Consider the following 16,828-nt stretch of genomic DNA (forward strand, 5'->3'; position numbering starts at 1 on the left):
ACAAGATCGGGGCGAGGGGGGCGAACAATTCAGAGCCGGTTTGCAGCTCGGTGAGTCTCGAAAGCCGAGCCGATCCTGACACAAGGGAAAGAGGCACAAGAGGATGAAACGGACGATACCGACCGCCTTAGCCGTCGTGGTTCTCCTCGGCGCGTCGGCCCTGGCTCAAGCGCCGTCGCTACGCCCAGGCATCCGAGACCGGGCCGGGATGTTTTCGCCCCAAGCCGTCAAGCAGGCCGAGCAAGTGCTCCGGGAGGTCGAGGAGGTGGGGCGCTGGCAAGTCCTGATCGAGACCCGCGACCGATTCGGGGAGCAGTCGGCCAGAGAGGTGGCCGTCGACAACGCCAGGAAGGCGAACCTTCGTGGTCTCTCGATCGCGATCTCCAAGAACGAACACAAACTCGACATCGAGCTGAGCGAGTCGATCCGCCCCGCCTTCACCCCGCGAGAACTGGAGCTTGTCAAGGAGGCTTTCACCCGGGCATTCCGCAAGGGCGAAAATGACGAGGGGCTGCTTGACGCCGTGGCCGAGATCCGCCGCGCCTCGCTGAAAGTCGGCGTCCGCGACCAGGCCAAGTTGTTCTCGCCCGAGGCCGTCAAGGAGGCGGATTCGATTCTCGAGGCAGTCCGCCGCAAGACTCACTGGGGGACGATCATTGAAACGGTCGATACGCTCGGCGGCAAGTCCCTCCGCGACACCGCGATTGAGAAGGCCCGTTCCGCCCAGGTGCATGGTCTCTACATCCTGATCGCCAAGAAAGAACACAAGATCTACGCCCAGCCGAGCGAGTCAGCGAAGAAGGTTTTCCCCTCTGAGAAAGCACGGTCGATCGAGAACATCATGTCGGCGGCGTTCAAGAAGAACGAGTTCGATACTGGATTGCACGACGCTGTCGTGGCCATTCGCCAGGAGACCGCGTCGTCCGCCGCATCCCAACCCGAGCCGACCGCACTGGCCCCAAAGGTCGGGACCTCTGACGCGGATGTTCCCAGGGTGCCCGCCCCGATCGACCCAGGAGTGGTCAAGTCCGAGGGCGTGACCTCAACAATGATCCTTCTCGGTGGTGGGGCCTTGCTCCTGGTTCTCTGGCTGCTCTTTCGACGTTCCCGCAGTTCTCAGCCCCAGATGATGCCGCCCCAGGAGTTCACCGGCGGAGGATCAGCGCCCCGGCCGGCACCAGGGGCGGGCTACCCGCCGACATCCCGTCCCGGCGTGCCCCCTGGATACGCTCCTCAGCCCGGCCCTGCGCCAGGATATGGGTATCCGCCTCCTCCGCCCGGTTACGCTCAAGGCGGGTACGGCGCCCCGATGCCGCCCCAGCAGAGTGGCGGCGGTGGTTTCTTCACAGGTGCCCTCGGAGGAGCGGCCGGAGCGATCGCTGGCAATATCCTTTACGATAAGTTTGGGCGTCCGCACGAGCCCCAAGCGCCCGTGCACTCGCAGGGGGGGAACTTCCCTCACCAGAGCGACCACCCGCTCGACCCCAACGCAAATCTCGGGTCCGAACCGCCGCTTGAGCAGTACGATCCAAACACGGGCGTCGGAGCCGACTGGGGCTCCTCCAACTCGGAGGGAACCGTTCCCGAGGTCGATCAGTCTGGAGTCGGCGGCGACTGGAGCGGCGGCACCGAGGAGCCGGACGAAACCGGGGGTGACTGGAGCGGCGGCACCGAAGAGCCGACCGAAACCGGCGGCGACTGGAGTGGCGGCACCGAAGCGCCCGATGAAACCGGCGGCGACTGGGGTGGAGGCACCGAAGAGCCGACCGAATCCGGAGAAGATTGGGGCGGTGGCAGTGACGACGACGGTGGCGGAGACGTCGGCAGCGAGGAGCAAGGGGGAAGCTGGTAGCCCCAAGCGACCCCTTTTTGATTTACATTCGAATGGCCGACAACAATCCTTTGTCGGCCATCTCGTGATTTGCCAGGCCGATCGTGCTTCTCGGGCGCACCGAAACTGGTTGCTCACTCGTTCCTACTTGCCACTTTCCCTCGGCCGCTGCCCGTTGTTGGCCATATTGGCATGTGTTGCCAGGTAAAGCTGGCGCAAAAACTGCCGGCGCGTCTCCGGAGGCGCGCTCGGTTGGGTCGCCGCTGCCCCCGCTTTGGCACCGATGATGAGCCACCGCTGTTTCAACGAGTCCTCGAGCGGTGCATCGAGCGTTACCTGATGCCCCGCGCGCCAGCGGCGGATGTCGGGAGTCCGAGGATCTGAAGTGGAAGCGGGCCCGGTCTTTGTCGGCGTCAGACCATGAAATCCGCCGATCGTGCCAAGCCATTGCGCCGCGGCGAAATCCGGATCGTCGGGTGAAACATCGGAAAGATAGATGGTCATCGCGCCAGCTTGGTGGAGTTGTGCTTGAAGTTCAGCGACCGGCACCTGCTGCACGGGCACGCGATTCTTGATCGCGAGATGCGCGGCCTCGCCGGCAGCCTCGCCGAGCTTGCACCAGTCGGACTCATATCGGAGGGCGCAGAAGCCCACATGGCTGGCGGAGCACGCCACAGGAACAAGTAGGTTTTCATTCAAGCGGGGCACCATCACGCCGTAGGGCACCTGAGATGGTGCGATCGGCTGAAAGAACTGCCCCGTGTGTTCACCGCCGTAGCGGGGGCCGCGATGACCGGTGCCGTGGCTATTCAGCATGTAGTCGAGTACGGCAATACTGTCCGGGTGCAGTTGGGCACGAGCATCGCCTGTCGCCTGTGCGGTGTCGCATTGAGTATAGACGAACTGGCCGACCAGACGTCGAGCTTCGCGGATATAGAGTCGGGGCGGTAGGTGATCGGTTTCCGTGAACTCATCCCGGCAGAATCCCCATTCTCGTGCGGGCAGCCGAAACGCTTCCGGAACGGCAGGGTCGTTCTGCAGGAACCACAATAGCCCCAACTGGTAGTCGTGGTGCTCGGCAAAGATTCGCTGGCGCGTCTCTCTCGCGCCCTCCGGCCACTCGTCCGCGTGTCCGGCCAACGACAGGCGCACGGGCGAACCCGGGGCATCGTTGATGTCATACTTTCGATTCGGCAAACCGGGATCGTGAAAGCGAAAAATGCCGTCGAATCCAGACACAAAGACCTGGTTGATCTTGCCGCTCGCAAGCTGCTCGAGCACCGGCAGGAATTCCTCGCGCCGGTAGTTCACGGGCTGCCGAGGTGTCACACGGTTCGAGGCTTCGCGGGTCATGGTATAGCGGAAATTGTACCCCTGCACCTGACCATCCGCCGCCCCTTGTCCATCGCCCGCCAGCGACTCACCATAGTGGGCACGGGCTTCACGACCGACGTGATAGCTTTCACCGGCCATCGCCATGAGATCGCCCTCATAGGTGGCATCAATGAAGACGCGGGCGGCGAGCGTGATTCTTCCTTGTGGCGTCTCAAAGGTTACGTCCGTCAGCCGCGTGCGTCCCTGCTCACGCGGCCCCTGTCGCACGCTGACGAGCTCGTGCCGTTGGCGTGACTTCAACGTCGGCTGCTCGGCAATCATCGCCTCTAACACCCGCAAGTTTACGCCCGGCTCCCCGTGCATGCCCCGAAAGCTGGCCTTCAACTGCGTAGAATCTGCCCCATACCTCGCTCGATAGTGAGTCTCTACCCGCTGGCAAAACGTTCGGAAAAAACCGCTCAGCCCCTCGTAGGTGATGGCATCAGTCTGCGACAAGCCCGAGGTCAAAAGCCCTCCCAACCGCGCGTCCGGATCCACCAAGGCAACCGAATCCCCATGCCGCGCAGCCGCTACCGCCGCGCTCACACCCCCTGGCGTCGCCCCATAAACGACTACATCGAAGCTCTCTGCCGCGTCCACCAGAGAGTTTGCAATCACACAAATCGCGAATAGTCCAAAAATCATCCTCATGCAATCACCCTATGGCATTATAATACGTCATGTCATTCGTAAAACAATTGCTGTTTTTATGTTTTATTCTTGTTCATGAACGCAATTTTGTCGCAATTATGTTTGTTTTCTGTCACGCAAGCCATCGGCGACCCGTCGGGGACTCCAGGCGGCTCATCGTTTTTGTAACACGAGCACATCCCGGTCGACCCGTTCGACGGTCAAACCGAACTGCGTGCCTAACCAGGTGAAGGTTTCGGGGCTGTAGAAGACGACATGGGTGGGGTCATTCTTGTAGTGCCAATCGACGAATCGCTCCCGGCTGATCACGAGCTTGGTCATGATCCCCAGCCAGCTCCCTGGACGGAGCAACCCTGTCAACTGTCCCCAGTCTTGAGCTGGATTGGAGAAATGCTCGACTACCTCGGTGCAGGTCACAAAGTCATATTGCCGGTTCAGTACATCGGCGTTCGGCCTGTAGAACGGGTCGAAGACGGCCATGGACATTCCGGCTTCTTCCAACATCACCGAGAGGGTTGGCCCCGGCCCGCACCCGAAATCCAGCCCCTGCATGCCTGGGCTCAATCGTTCCAGGAGCGGCATGGCGAGGCGATTGAGAAAGCGACGATACCGCCAATCCCCCGGGTCGTTCTCATGCCGGTCATACTCCTCCTTCTGCCCGGCCGCCGCCAGATGGCTCTCTGGATCGGCAAACACGAGATTACAGTTCGGGCAGTGGAAGTAGGCGCGGCGTCGGTCCTCGACGTACGACTGGGCACGATGAGTACAGAGGGGACAACGAATCATGCCGGGGCCGTCTCTGGTGTTCTCGGCGGGACGATCGCGGAAAGCCGATGACGGCGAATCGCTGCATCCAATTCTAACTTCGAAAGGGCACCATAAGTAGTCTCGCGTCGCTTCAACGACCGATTCGCCGTCAAGAATCCACGGAACTGGCGAAGCGTCAGGTCTACCGTGCCAAGCCCCAAGGTGGCCCGATTAGAACTGGCAGAGCCAAGGGATGACTTCCCTGCAGCACCTTTTCGTTCTCGGATCGGGAATGCAACGCGTCCGCGCCGAAGTGCAAACCGAACTCCTTGTAACGATGGCATCAGGTCGGGCCGCAACAGTTGAAATTCCAGGGGCCAGAGCCGATGATACTGAAATTCTGGCGAACGAAATTCGGATCGAGCTCGTGCCATTCTGATCGCCCCTTGGCTGTCGACCCGTTTCGACGAGAAGCGTTCAAAATTGGGGTTCCTTGCGATCGAATCGCGGCGACAAGCAATCTCGTGCTTTCCGAACCAAAGGAGATCGCCAGGGTTAGGCCCCAAAATCTGATTTACCCGAAGGCTCAAGTCCCGCTTCTTGCGAACATCACAACGGAGGCAGTGAATCGATGAGGGCGCTCGTTTCCCCAACATGCCTCCGGATACGGAGTGTCGACACCACGGGATCACGGCAACCCTGGATGGCGAATCCATGATCAGGAAGACATTGTGATCCGGCGGATCTCTTACATCGGGACGACTCGTTCGACGAGATACCAGGTGATGCTGAGAGAGAAGTGGCCAGATTCCACGAACGGTGCAATCCTGGTCTGGTTTCGACGACCACAAAGTCTAATGAGAGGATATTCTCTTGAAAGCAAATCCAGGCATAACTCTCGTCACTGGGGCGGCCGGTTTCATAGGCTACCATGTGGCTCGCCGGCTCTTGGAGGATGGGGAAGAGGTACTCGCCCTCGACAATCTGAATTCTTACTATGACGTCCGGCTCAAGGAAGCGCGACTGTCACAGTTGAAGAGTTTTCCAGGCTTCCGTTTCGAGGAAGTCGATCTGGCCGACCGTTCGGGGATCGAAAGCCTTTTTGACCGCCAGCCGATCGGCCGAGTGATTCACCTCGCAGGCCAGGCGGGGGTCCGCTACTCACTGAACAATCCGCACGCTTATACGGAAAGCAATATCACCGGTTTTCTTCATATTCTCGAAGGATGCCGACAGACACGCGTCAAGCATCTGGTCTACGCCTCCTCGAGCTCGGTCTACGGCGGGAACACGCGCGTCCCATTTTCGGTGCATGACAATGTTGATCACCCGGTATCGCTGTACGCGGCCACCAAGAAAGCCAACGAGGTGATGGCCCATAGCTATGCTCACCTGTTCGGTCTCCCCTGCACGGGCCTGCGATTTTTCACGGTCTACGGCCCTTGGGGGCGGCCCGACATGGCGATGTTCATCTTCACCAAGGCGATCCTTGCGGGAGAACCAATCACCCTGTTCAACGAAGGTAAAATGAGGCGCGACTTTACCTACGTCGATGACATTGTGGAGGGGATCGTGCGGTTGCGCAACCACGCGCCGGAACCGAACCCGGCGTGGTCGTCCGACTCGCCCGACCCTGGGTCAAGCTCCGCCCCATATCGGATTTACAACATTGGCAACAATCAACCCGTGGAACTGTTGGACCTCGTTTCGATCCTGGAGCGCACCCTCGGTCGCGAGGCGGTGAAACAGTTTGCGCCGATGCAGCCGGGCGACGTGCCGTCGACCTACGCAAACGTGGACGACCTGATGCGAGACGTCGGGTTCCGGCCCGCCACCCCCCTGGAAGTCGGAGTCAAGCGGTTCGTAGATTGGTATCGGGAGTACCATGGCCTCTGACACTCGGACCGGTTGCCGAACGAGGCCTACCCCGCAATGCGACCTCAATTGCATCGATGATTGGATACATGGTCTCGCCCCCGGCATTCGGTCGTGATCCACGTTCCAACCCGACGCCTTGAACTTACGAGAGCATCCACCCACGCAGGCTCATGCTCGTACTCCACGTTCTCATTTCCCTGAATTCGACCGAATGAGTGGCCGGATGCTCCGATCCACCGGGGCCTCTGGGAACCACATTGTAGAAAAGCGAAACTCCGCCCCCCAGTGAACACGTCGCACATCCTCAGCGACTCGCATGAGAGGGGTGCAATCCCCGTTTTCCGCCTCCACAATCACGCGTGAGCAGTCGCTCGGTGTGGATCGTTTGGCTGCACAAATTTGCGACGATATATAGCGTGAAGATTCCTGAAAGCTAAACAGTTAAAGTAGTTGCAAAGAATAGATAATACGCCTAGCACGGCATTAATGATCGTTCTCAAAGCTCCTGAAATTCGTGATTTCGGCCTGCGAATTGGACAACCAGCCATTTCGGTTCTAGGTTTGCATTGATGGATTTCGGTCGAGAGAAGTATCGCGCTGGGACGAGGGATGCCAATGATCGACGAACGACTCCGCCGCCGCGCATCGTTTCAAGAGGCGACGTCGATCCAACTCGCCGACGGCCAGCTTTGGTGGTTGCCTCAAGTTTCGATCAACTCACGCGATCCTCTCCTTTGCTCGCTCATCAAGGCTGTCGCCTCGGCCGACGATGACAGCGAACGGCTTCGTGATGAGTTGGCGCTGACTATGGTGCTGCTGTCACGTAACTACGAATTAAACGCGGATGTCTATCCGGAAATTCTCGGCTTTCGCCCGGGGGATTCCGCGCGTGACGAGTTGCAAAGAGTGATCCGCCACCTTGCCCTCACCGCTCCCCAGTTCACTCGTCCGGTACTGATTCCGAACCTTGATCGGAGCCCAGGGCCAGCGAGGCGCTGGCGGCTCTCTGCGGCCTCCGCATCCTTGTCGCGGGTCCGTTCTCGTTGGTCGCTTCGGTCGCACTGATACGAACTATGCGACCTCTACCGGCCGTCGCGACCTGAGGATTGAGTCGTCTCCTCACGTTGGGATCTGGCCATCGTGTTCGGTTTCAAGCTTGGGTATCGGAGGAAACTTCGATGTCGGCTCAAGCGAGCCATGTGCTGCGCCCTAAACAAAACGCACCGAACCGATTGCCGTAATCTCTGGCCCACAGATCGGCCAGAGCGATCCCACTTGCGTGCATGCGAATTCACCTCGATTGTTTTTACCCACTATCGGTTGATTCGGGTAAAATTTGATATCGACCTCCGGCTATCCCGACTGGGACTGGTTGGCTAAGTTGGTATTAAGGCGCCCCCCTTTGCTCCGAATGTCGACTACGACCGCCAGCCATCGGGTGACGGAACCCGGGCACGATCCGAGGGCGAGATTAGGGCGGTCTGAGGCAGCCCCTTAGATGAATGACGTCACTCGGATTCTCTCAGCCATCGAGCAGGGTGAGCCACAAGCATCCGATCAACTCTTGCCACTCGTGTACGACGAGCTCCGAAAGCTGGCGGCCCAGAAGCTGGCGCAAGAGCGAGCCGGACATACGCTCCAGGCGACGGCCTTGGTTCACGAAGCCTATCTCCGCCTGGTTGACCGGGAGATCATTGTTCGCTGGGATGGCCGCGGCCACTTCTTCGCCGCGGCCGCTGAGGCCATGCGGCGAATTCTCGTTGACAGCGCCCGCCGCAAACGAACCGAGCGACACGGCGGTCGCCTCGAAATCCTCGGAATGGATGGCCTGGACGTAACTTCTCAAGTCCCCACCGACGACCTGCTCGCGCTGGACGAGGCACTCTCGACGCTTGAGGCCGAGGAACCCGACAAGGCCAAGCTCGTCAAGCTCCGCTACTTCGCCGGGCTATCGGTCGCTGACGCCGCGGAGGTCCTTGGCATTTCGCGGGCCACGGCGGACCGTCACTGGCGCTATACCAAAGCCTGGCTGTTCGCTGAGCTGAATCGCTCGGCCGATTAGACAGATCACTCGAGAGAACCATTCGAATTCATGAGGCACATCTGCTCCCGTTCGTGCATTATCTAATGTGAGGTGGCACGGAACGACCGAGGAATCGGCAAATGGGGCAGATCACGAACCTCGACGATATTTTCTACGGCGCGTTGCAAATTGCAGATTCTGCCGCGCGGGCAGCTTATCTTGACGAAACCTGCGGCCGCGATACCGAGCGGCGCCGGCGAGTCGAGCGGTTGCTCGCCGCCGACCCGCTCGTCGACAGCCACTTCCTTGAAACGCCGGCAGTGCTTCCGAGCATCGTCCTTCACCTGTCGAGGAACGACCACAGCCCGGGCACAGTCATCGGCCCCTACAAGCTGCTCGAGCAGATCGGCGAGGGGGGCATGGGGACGATCTACCTTGCCGAGCAGTACCAGCCGCTTCATCGCAAAGTGGCCTTGAAGATCATCAAGCCCGGGATGGACTCCCATCAGGTCATCGTTCGATTCGAAGCCGAACGCCAGGCGTTGGCCATGATGGACCATCCCAATATCGCCAAGGTCCACGACGGAGGAACTACCGACTCGGGCCGGCCCTACTTCGCCATGGAACTCGTCTGTGGCATCCCAATCACCGACTACTGCGATCAGGCCCGACTCTCGATTCGTGAGCGGCTCGATCTCTTCCTCCTCGTCTGTCGAGCCGTCCAGCATGCCCACCAGAAGGGAATCATACACCGCGATCTCAAGCCATCGAACGTCCTGGTCACACTGATCGACGACGTCGCGGTGCCCAAAGTCATTGACTTCGGTATCGCCAAGGCGACCGGTCAAGCCTTGACCGACAAGACCCTCTTCACCGGCTTCACACAATTGGTCGGTACCCCCCTGTACATGAGTCCGGAGCAGGCCGAGTTGTCGGGCATCGACATCGACACCCGGAGCGACATCTACGCTTTGGGGGTCTTGGTGTACGAATTACTGACCGGCACGACTCCCATCGACCGGAACACCCTCGCGGAGGCCACCTACGACGAGATTCGGCGGCTCGTCCGTGAGTACGATCCGCCTCCACCCAGTTTGCGACTCGCCACTCTGGTCGCGACCCTGCCGGAAGTTTCAGACCATCGTCGGACCGAGCCACGAAAACTAATCCATACGCTCCGGGGCGAGCTTGACTGGGTCGTGATGAAGGCGTTGGAGAAGGATCGACGACGCCGCTACGAGACTGTCGGCGCCTTGGCCGCTGAAGTGGTGCGCTACCTCACCCATCAGCCAGTCGAGGCATCGCCCCCCTCGACTTGGTATCGGTTCACGAAGTTCGCCCGACGGAACCGTGCGATCTTGACGACGACCACCCTGGTCGCATTGGCCTTGATCGCGGGGACGGCCGTCAGTACCTGGCAGGCGATTCGAGCAACACAAGCTGAGAAACGCACCGCAACCGCCTTGAAGCTGGCGCAGGAGCAAAGTCGGATCGCTCAGCGCCACTTGTTCACCTCCAGCATCAGGCAGGCGGGGCAGGCCCTCGATCTGGGGCAGGTCGAGCGGGTCCAAGAGATTCTCAATTCGCTCCGCCCCGGAAGCAGCGACCCCGAACCCATTGGCTTCGCCTGGTACTACCTCTGGCGGCTCGCCCGAAGTGAAATCGAACTCTTCGATGGACACGAAGGCTATGCCTCTTCACTCGTGCTCTCTTCCGACGGCCGCGTCTTCGCCTCAGGATACAGTGATGGCACGATCATGCTTCGGGATGTCGCCACAGGGCAAATCCGCTTGCGAATGAAGGGGCATAATCATGACGTGAACCAGCTCGTATTTTCCAACAACAGTCGAATGCTGATATCAACATCTCAAGATCCGAAGATCGGGTTGCGTCAGCGGGAGGTCATGGTCTGGAATGCCACGACAGGAGCGAAGATTACTCAACTGAAAATCCCTGAAGAACAGATCGTTTTGAACCTCGCATTTTCCCAATCCGGCCGCCGACTAATTACACTTTGGGTCAGGGCATGGGGCGAACCGATTCATCTCGACCTCTTCGATCTCTTCAAGGAGCCAGGCCGCCCGAGCCTCGTCCGGAGTCTGGTCATCCAGTGGGAAGACAACCATCAAATTCTGTCCAGTCCTCACCTTGCCGGACGACCACTCCAGGGAAGACTGACCGTTTTCGAGACCGAGACGCTCAAAACGCTCTGGGTGACTCCGAAGCGGGATCAAACGCTAGGCTGGCCAAGTTTCTCGGCGGGCGGACAATTTCTCGCTGCCGAGAATGGCCGCGAAGTCGTCGTCTGGGAGGCTGCGACTGGCCGCGAGTTGAATCGCGTACCCATTTCCAAAACGTCTGGCGAATTTATCCATGCATTTTTAAGTCATGATGGAAAAAAACTCCTCGCCGAACACAAACCACTTCGGTTGCTGTTATTTGATGTAGCCGCAAGCTCAACCCAGACTGAACGAATTATTCCGCTTAAAGACCCATTGCAGCATGAGATAAAACAGGCGGTCTTCTCCCCGGACGGAAAAAAAATTGCCATCAATGCCAAGCATATTGGGGGTGGTCAGGGCCCGGTGACGATCTGGGACTCCGCCACGGGTCGACACCTCGGTACCTATCCAGGTCGGCGACTCTCCAACGCGAGGATCTCCTTCTCCGCGGACAGCCGTTCGCTGTTTCTGAATGGCGACAGCGGGATTCAACGCTGGTGGCTCGAGCGACCCAAATGCGAGTCGTCGGAATCGCTGGCAGGGCACAAGGACGAGGCTTGGGCCACCGCGTTCTCCCCCCACGACGATCTGCTGGCAACCGGTTGCGACGATACGGATGATCCAGCAACGATCAAGCTCTGGGAGCCCAAAACCGGCCGGTGCCGGCTCGGATGGTTCGGTGGAGAGGGAACCGTTTCGTCGCTTGCCTTCGCGACGGACGGAGCGACGTTGGCCACAACACATCTCGACGAGTCGGGTGAGATCCGGATTTGGGATACCGGCACGGGCCAACGACGTCAGACCCTCAAGGGACATACCGGAAAGCTTCGTACCGTCGCCTATCATCCTCACGGTAAACTGCTGGCCTCGGGCGGAGACGACACCACAATCCGACTGTGGGCAAGTGCGAACGGTGAACCGCTCCGGATCCTGAAGGGGCATACGGATAAGGTGCGCCAGGTTATCTTCAGCCCGGACGGCTCGCGCCTCGCCTCAGCATGCAACGATGGCACAGTGCGGCTCTGGGACGTGACGACGGGGAGACTTCTCTACGTCCTGAACAATCCGATCGAGATAACCGCCGTCGGCTTCTCCCCAGACGGAGCCATGCTCGCCGCGACGGACGAATTGGGAACAATCCTTTGCTGGGAAGCACGGACCGGCTCGATGATCCGGCGCTTGCATACCGGGGATCGGGCTCCGCGAAGTTTGGCGTTCTCACCCGACGGCCGCGTGTTGGCCACTGCCGGCGAGACGGGGAGCATTCGGCTCTGGGACCCTCTGACCGGCCAAGATTTAATAAGTCTTAAGGGCCATCAGGCGGCGATCAACAGCCTCACGTTTTCTCACGACGGCCTCACTCTCGCCTCGTGCAGCTACGATGGAGGCGTGAAACTCTGGCGTTCGAAAGACTGAGCGATCGCCAACCACCGATTCGGAAGGGTCAGGGACCATATGTCTCGGCTGCTTGGCAATCCCCTGGACTCGCGCCGATCCCAACAAAGTCAGAGCCAAGCAGACCAGACCGGGCGCCGGTTTGTGGCCCGCGGCCTCAGCCCGGCGTCGGTCCAGATCCGAAACCGTGCCCCGCAGGGAGGTGGAGCAAAAGTTGGAATCAGAGCCCTCGTCCATGAGGGCCGAGTTTAATGACCTTTCCTTGGGAAGCGAGAACCGGCTACGGGTTTACCGAATCCTTACGATCAGGGCAGATGAACGGTTACATTAGAGGTATCCGAGTGCTCAGGAACCGGCCAGGAACATTCGGCAACGGCCCTCGATGCTATTCGGTAACGATTCGCGAATTCCGCAGGGCACCCGGGGGGAGTGTGATCGCGAGTCCCTCGACGGCTTTGGTATTAACGATCGCTTCTGTGTCAATAATCTGGGCAAAGGGGATGTCGTCCGTCCGCTCGCCGCTCAATACCCGATAGGCCATCCGGCCTGCTTCAAGACCGACCCGATCGGCGATCGGGACTTCAGCCGCGAGCGAGCCTCCCCGGACCTGGGCCTCTTCGAAGCCGAACACGGGGAGCTTCGCCCGCGCTGCCCACTCGATCACACCCGACGACGACTGACCCAAGCCAACGACCAGACAGATCGCGTCGATCGCTCGAGGAAAGAGCTGATCGGTCGCGACCGTCGGATCCTCCGAGGCCGCGGATTCGACGGCCACGATCTCTAGTTGAGCACGCGGAGAATCCCGAATCAGCGCGTCCTTGTGAGCAACCGAGAGCGGTTCGCCACCTCGGAAGACCACGCCGACTCGTTTCGCATGGGGGAGATAATATTTCACCATGGCGAGGAGGCTGTACGCGGGGAGCGGATTGTAGGAGCCGGTCAGGCCCGACCGATGTCGCTCCGCCGACGCGCCGGCGCCGAGTACGAGGGGATCGCCCAGGATCGCGAAGACGATCGGCCGCTGGACCTCTCGAGCCATGGCAGCCTGGAGGATCTGTGGGTGCGTGATGACGATCAGGTCGATCTTGTCGCGGATCGTCTCATCGAGCTTGTTCGGGAAGGAATCGAGGTCTCCCTTAAGGTCGATGATCTTGAGGGAGTAATAGTCTCCTTCATGAAATTGAAAGAGCTTCATCCCCTGCTTCAGGGAATTCACCGGGATATCTTCAAGATTGGAATCGCCACCCATCTTGAAAAGTGCGATGCGATGAGGGCGGTTGGGGATCGGGGGAGGAGCGGGAGGACCCGCCGGATCGGACCCTTCCCGGCAGGAACAAAGCCAGAGCGGAATTACGAGGGCCGGAACGACCAGTTTCCATGTCTTCATTCCGAAGCTCCGGAGGACGAGGGCCAGATGCGAGTACGAGTCTCACAAAGGGTCCCACGAGGGGCCGTCCGATGGTCGGACGTTGTGCAGCGAGACTCTATCGACGTTCGCTTGTTCGTTTGCGTGACATAGTAGCTCTGCCCGAGACGGGTGTCGAGTGCTCAATGCGTCGGGCTCCTCATGGCCTCGTTGAGCCGGAGAAAGACTTCCGCGCGGGTCCGCTCGCGGGTGTCACCTTCGGCTCAGGCCGGGGACGATCGAGGTCGAGCAGTCCCAGGAATCGAGCACGGGCCAGTGCCAGCTCTTTCTCCAGGCCGGCCCGATCCCGGACGGTCGCCAGGCGAGCGTCGTGAGCCTCGCAGAGCGCGTTGATATGATCCTGCACCCCCTGGACGACCGGGTCGTGATGCGACGGGATCGTCGGACGCTCCGCTTGGGCCAGGACCAGGCCCGGTAGGAACAGCAGGAAGATGGCAGGCCGGAAGAACCAAGACATGCAATGACTCCTTGTTTGCTGCCGGACCTTCCGGGGCGATTTACGACCGGACCACCGGAATTTCACCAGGAAGCGTCCCGAGCGCCGACGCGGAGAGGGCCTATTCATGTGAGGGCCCTGCTCGACGATCTGAGCCCATGTTTGACTTCGCTGTACCCGGAGCAACTTGCCGGGGCCATGGCATGGATGATAATCCAAGGTATAGTTGACCACGGAGTAAATCTTGCCAATAACATTCCCAGGTTCAACGGAGCCAACGCTCGTGATCCGACACCGCATGAGAGCATTGCGAATGACAACCTCAAGCTTGGCCGTCGCGATCGTGGTCATTTCGACCGGATGCGGCGACCGACCGCCCTCGGTCTCGACGTCCCGGACAGAAGCGACGGTCCGCGGGAAGGTGCTCATCAAGGGCAAGGCGGTCGATCGTGGAAAGGTCGTCTTCGACGCCGCGAATCACCTGCGCAAGGACGTCACCGGGAAGAGTGTGGATGTGAACAAAGACGGTACCTATTCGATCACCACCCTGCTCGGCGTGAATTCCGTTCGCTACGAAGGTCCGGCGCTGGCAGGCAGCCGCGAACTTGAGGGGATGTCCCTCAGCTATGATGTCAAGGAGGGGGACAACCTGTACGACATCATCATCCCCCCCCAGTGAACGCCGCCCACCGCCTCCGGGCTTGCCCCGCGACCGATGGATCGGAGTAGCATCGCTTCCCTTCGCGGGGCGGTCGCCGTCAATACGAATCGCTGGAGATCACCTCGCCGCCATTGCGGGTCCCCAGCGCCCACCAGACCTGGATCGAGATCGAATCCTTGATCGCGCGCACGGAGCCGTCCGCGTACACCGAGTTGACAACGCCGGAGTGACGGCTGCTCGCCGCCATGGCGCCGCTGGTGTTGGTCGAGATGGGGCTGATCATGCACGACCAGGTGTTCGGTGGCATGACATGGTTATAGCGGGAACTGCTGGGATTGCCCATGTGCCACACCACACCGACCGGCCGGGCTGAGTTGGCGACGACGCCCGGCTTGCGCGGGTCCCCATTGCTCAGGCAGGCCTGGTAGAATGCGTTCGGGGTCGTGAGATCGCTGACTGTCGCAATCCCCGAGTAAGTCGCTGTCGGCTTCCCGTAATCGATGGTCACATTCTGATTATACTGCCCGATCCCCGTGATCCTTTCGCTCACCGCGACGGTGTTGCTGGAGCCGTCGGTCGCGGATTGGAATCCGATCGGACCGGACTCGGGGACCGAGCCGAACATGCCGTTCGGAAGGGACCCATTCACCGTGAAGAAGACCGGAGTGGAGCCGCAGTTGGCGAAGTAGTTGGTCCTTCCGTCCGGAGCCGTGAGCCGGCTGGTGTCGGAAGGACAGATCAGGACGGAGATCTGTGACCGGGTGACGGTCGTATTGAAGACGTGTCCGGCGCAGGCAAATCCGTTGGTTGCATCGCTCCGGCCGAAATTGAGCGCATTGAACATTGCCGACTGCTCGACGTACGGGAGCAAGAAGGGGAGGTAGCCCCAGTCGTTGCAACCGAGCGGCCCGTGGCCCCACGGAAAGCAACCGATCGTCCCGTGATAATTGTGCAGCGCCAGCCCGACCTGCTTGAGGTTATTGACGCACTGGGCGCGGCGTGCCGCCTCGCGTGCCGCCTGGACGGCGGGGAGCAAGAGCGCGATCAATACGGCGATGATGGCGATCACGACGAGCAATTCGATCAGGGTGAAACCCGTCCGTTCCCGCGTTACTCGGTGGGGCATTCGTCGGCTCCTCTCGTTGCGAGTTGCGATCGGCTCCCGGCCATGGGAGTCTAATATGTGGTGGGGCGCGACGCCACGCAAACTTGGACCTGTATTGCATTTTTTTTCAACAATCCGCAAATGGGCTAAAATTCCCTGAGAAATCGAGTCATCGCCGGCAACTGGTGATTCGGCCTTTGAGAGGGGTTGAACGTTCCAGTCGCTTGCCGGCAAGTCTCTGGCGTAACCCCTATTTCTATAGGAAACCGATTTTTTCGTAACGCAATTACAATAGCCTTATGTCTTCAATTATGCGAATTGCACGCGAACAGGCATGCCGAAATCGCATTCATTTCTGCAATCATGTTGTCATGCATGGAATTACATGAATAGCAAGCGCACTGCGAGGAATTGACGCGATGTCTCTCTTGGAACACCCAGAGGCCCAGGCCCTCTTGAGGGATGCCACCGTCCCCCTCACACCGTCCGTGACTGCACCGATCGCCTGACCAACTTTCTCCGACGCTATCTCCCCAAGTTCTATCGCACCGAGCAACGCGACAACGCCACCACGGTCATCAGTGGGCTGCTCAGCGGGCTGGAACGCAAGACCTGCGAGCCAATCCAGTTCATCGTCCGCTCAGGCACAAGTGGGACAACGAGGCCGTCCTGGCCGAGTTGCGAACCCATGTCCGTGAGGTGCTCGCCGAGCCCGAGGGCGTCGTGGTCGTCGATCCCAGCGGGTTCCCCAAGCTGGGCAACGAATCGTGCGGCGTTGATCGCCAATGGTGCGGACGGCTGCGCGAGGTCGACAACTGCCAGCTCGGCGTCTTCCTGGCCTATGCCGCCGAGGCCGGTTACGCCCCACTGGACCGCCGGCTCTACCTGCCCCAGGAGTGGGCGAATGAGGAAGTCCGGCGGGAGAAGTGCCACGTCCCCGAGGATGTTGAGTTCCAGAAGACCTGGCGGATCGCGTTGGACCTGCTCGACCGGAGCCTGCCCAGCTTGCCCCACGGATGGATCGTGGGCGATGGCGAGTTGGGCCGCGCCGCGGCCAGACCGGCACGGGGCCGTTC

Annotated in this window: 11 protein-coding genes and 1 pseudogene; 7 read left to right on the forward strand and 5 right to left on the reverse strand. The window is 60.2% G+C overall.

The annotated features are described in order from the left end of the window. Window positions 1-103: 103 nt before the first annotated feature. Window positions 104-1,852 carry a TPM domain-containing protein gene (locus V5E97_RS16935; protein ID WP_406700475.1) on the forward strand — a complete coding sequence of 583 codons (1,749 nt, stop codon included), beginning with the start codon at window positions 104-106 and terminating at the stop codon, window positions 1,850-1,852. A gap of 123 nt (window positions 1,853-1,975) precedes the next feature. On the opposite strand, the gene V5E97_RS16940 is transcribed toward V5E97_RS16935, so the two are convergent. Both V5E97_RS16940 and V5E97_RS16945 read right to left on the reverse strand, forming a co-directional pair. Continuing rightward, the gene (locus tag V5E97_RS16940) at window positions 1,976-3,823 is read right to left on the reverse strand and encodes an FAD-dependent oxidoreductase (protein ID WP_406701175.1); all 1,848 of its coding nucleotides are present in this window, start codon (window positions 3,821-3,823) and stop codon (window positions 1,976-1,978) included. A 186-nt stretch (window positions 3,824-4,009) separates the two neighbouring features. Next, window positions 4,010-4,642, reverse strand: coding sequence for a class I SAM-dependent methyltransferase (locus tag V5E97_RS16945; protein ID WP_406700476.1), 633 nt, complete (start codon window positions 4,640-4,642; stop codon window positions 4,010-4,012). An 834-nt stretch (window positions 4,643-5,476) separates the two neighbouring features. Between V5E97_RS16945 and V5E97_RS16950 the strand changes: the two genes are divergently transcribed. The 4 genes from V5E97_RS16950 to V5E97_RS16965 all read left to right on the forward strand — a co-directional run bounded on the left by V5E97_RS16950 (window position 5,477) and on the right by V5E97_RS16965 (window position 12,142). Then, complete coding sequence (locus V5E97_RS16950; protein WP_406700477.1) at window positions 5,477-6,499, forward strand: NAD-dependent epimerase; 1,023 nt, start codon at window positions 5,477-5,479, stop codon at window positions 6,497-6,499. Window positions 6,500-7,096: 597 nt separating this feature from the next. After that, window positions 7,097-7,546: a hypothetical protein gene (locus tag V5E97_RS16955; protein ID WP_406700478.1), complete on the forward strand. Its 450-nt coding sequence runs from the start codon at window positions 7,097-7,099 to the stop codon at window positions 7,544-7,546. 433 nt (window positions 7,547-7,979) lie between these two features. Then, the gene (locus V5E97_RS16960; protein ID WP_406700479.1) at window positions 7,980-8,543 is read left to right on the forward strand and encodes an ECF-type sigma factor; all 564 of its coding nucleotides are present in this window, start codon (window positions 7,980-7,982) and stop codon (window positions 8,541-8,543) included. A gap of 101 nt (window positions 8,544-8,644) precedes the next feature. Continuing rightward, the gene (locus V5E97_RS16965) at window positions 8,645-12,142 is read left to right on the forward strand and encodes a protein kinase domain-containing protein (RefSeq protein ID WP_406700480.1); all 3,498 of its coding nucleotides are present in this window, start codon (window positions 8,645-8,647) and stop codon (window positions 12,140-12,142) included. 364 nt (window positions 12,143-12,506) lie between these two features. Here V5E97_RS16965 and V5E97_RS16970 read toward each other — a convergent pair whose 3' ends face one another. Together V5E97_RS16970 and V5E97_RS16975 are read right to left on the reverse strand one after the other, a co-directional pair. After that, a complete protein-coding gene (locus V5E97_RS16970; protein ID WP_406700482.1) occupies window positions 12,507-13,511 on the reverse strand; it encodes an ABC transporter substrate binding protein in 1,005 nt (334 codons plus the stop codon). 178 nt (window positions 13,512-13,689) lie between these two features. Then, window positions 13,690-14,007, reverse strand: a complete 318-nt coding sequence (locus V5E97_RS16975) for a hypothetical protein (protein ID WP_406700483.1) — start codon at window positions 14,005-14,007, stop codon at window positions 13,690-13,692. Window positions 14,008-14,299: 292 nt separating this feature from the next. Between V5E97_RS16975 and V5E97_RS16980 the strand changes: the two genes are divergently transcribed. Then, complete coding sequence (locus tag V5E97_RS16980) at window positions 14,300-14,665, forward strand: hypothetical protein (protein ID WP_406700484.1); 366 nt, start codon at window positions 14,300-14,302, stop codon at window positions 14,663-14,665. A 79-nt stretch (window positions 14,666-14,744) separates the two neighbouring features. On the opposite strand, the gene V5E97_RS16985 is transcribed toward V5E97_RS16980, so the two are convergent. Further along, window positions 14,745-15,773: a DUF1559 family PulG-like putative transporter gene (locus V5E97_RS16985; protein ID WP_406700485.1), complete on the reverse strand. Its 1,029-nt coding sequence runs from the start codon at window positions 15,771-15,773 to the stop codon at window positions 14,745-14,747. A 398-nt stretch (window positions 15,774-16,171) separates the two neighbouring features. Between V5E97_RS16985 and V5E97_RS40485 the strand changes: the two are divergent. Further along, window positions 16,172-16,805, forward strand: a pseudogene (locus tag V5E97_RS40485) (IS701 family transposase); the annotation flags it as partial. Between the last annotated feature and the right edge of the window lie 23 nt (window positions 16,806-16,828).

Origin of the sequence: Singulisphaera photorubra (genome assembly GCF_045290345.1) — a bacterium.
Classification (GTDB): domain Bacteria; phylum Planctomycetota; class Planctomycetia; order Isosphaerales; family Isosphaeraceae; genus Singulisphaera.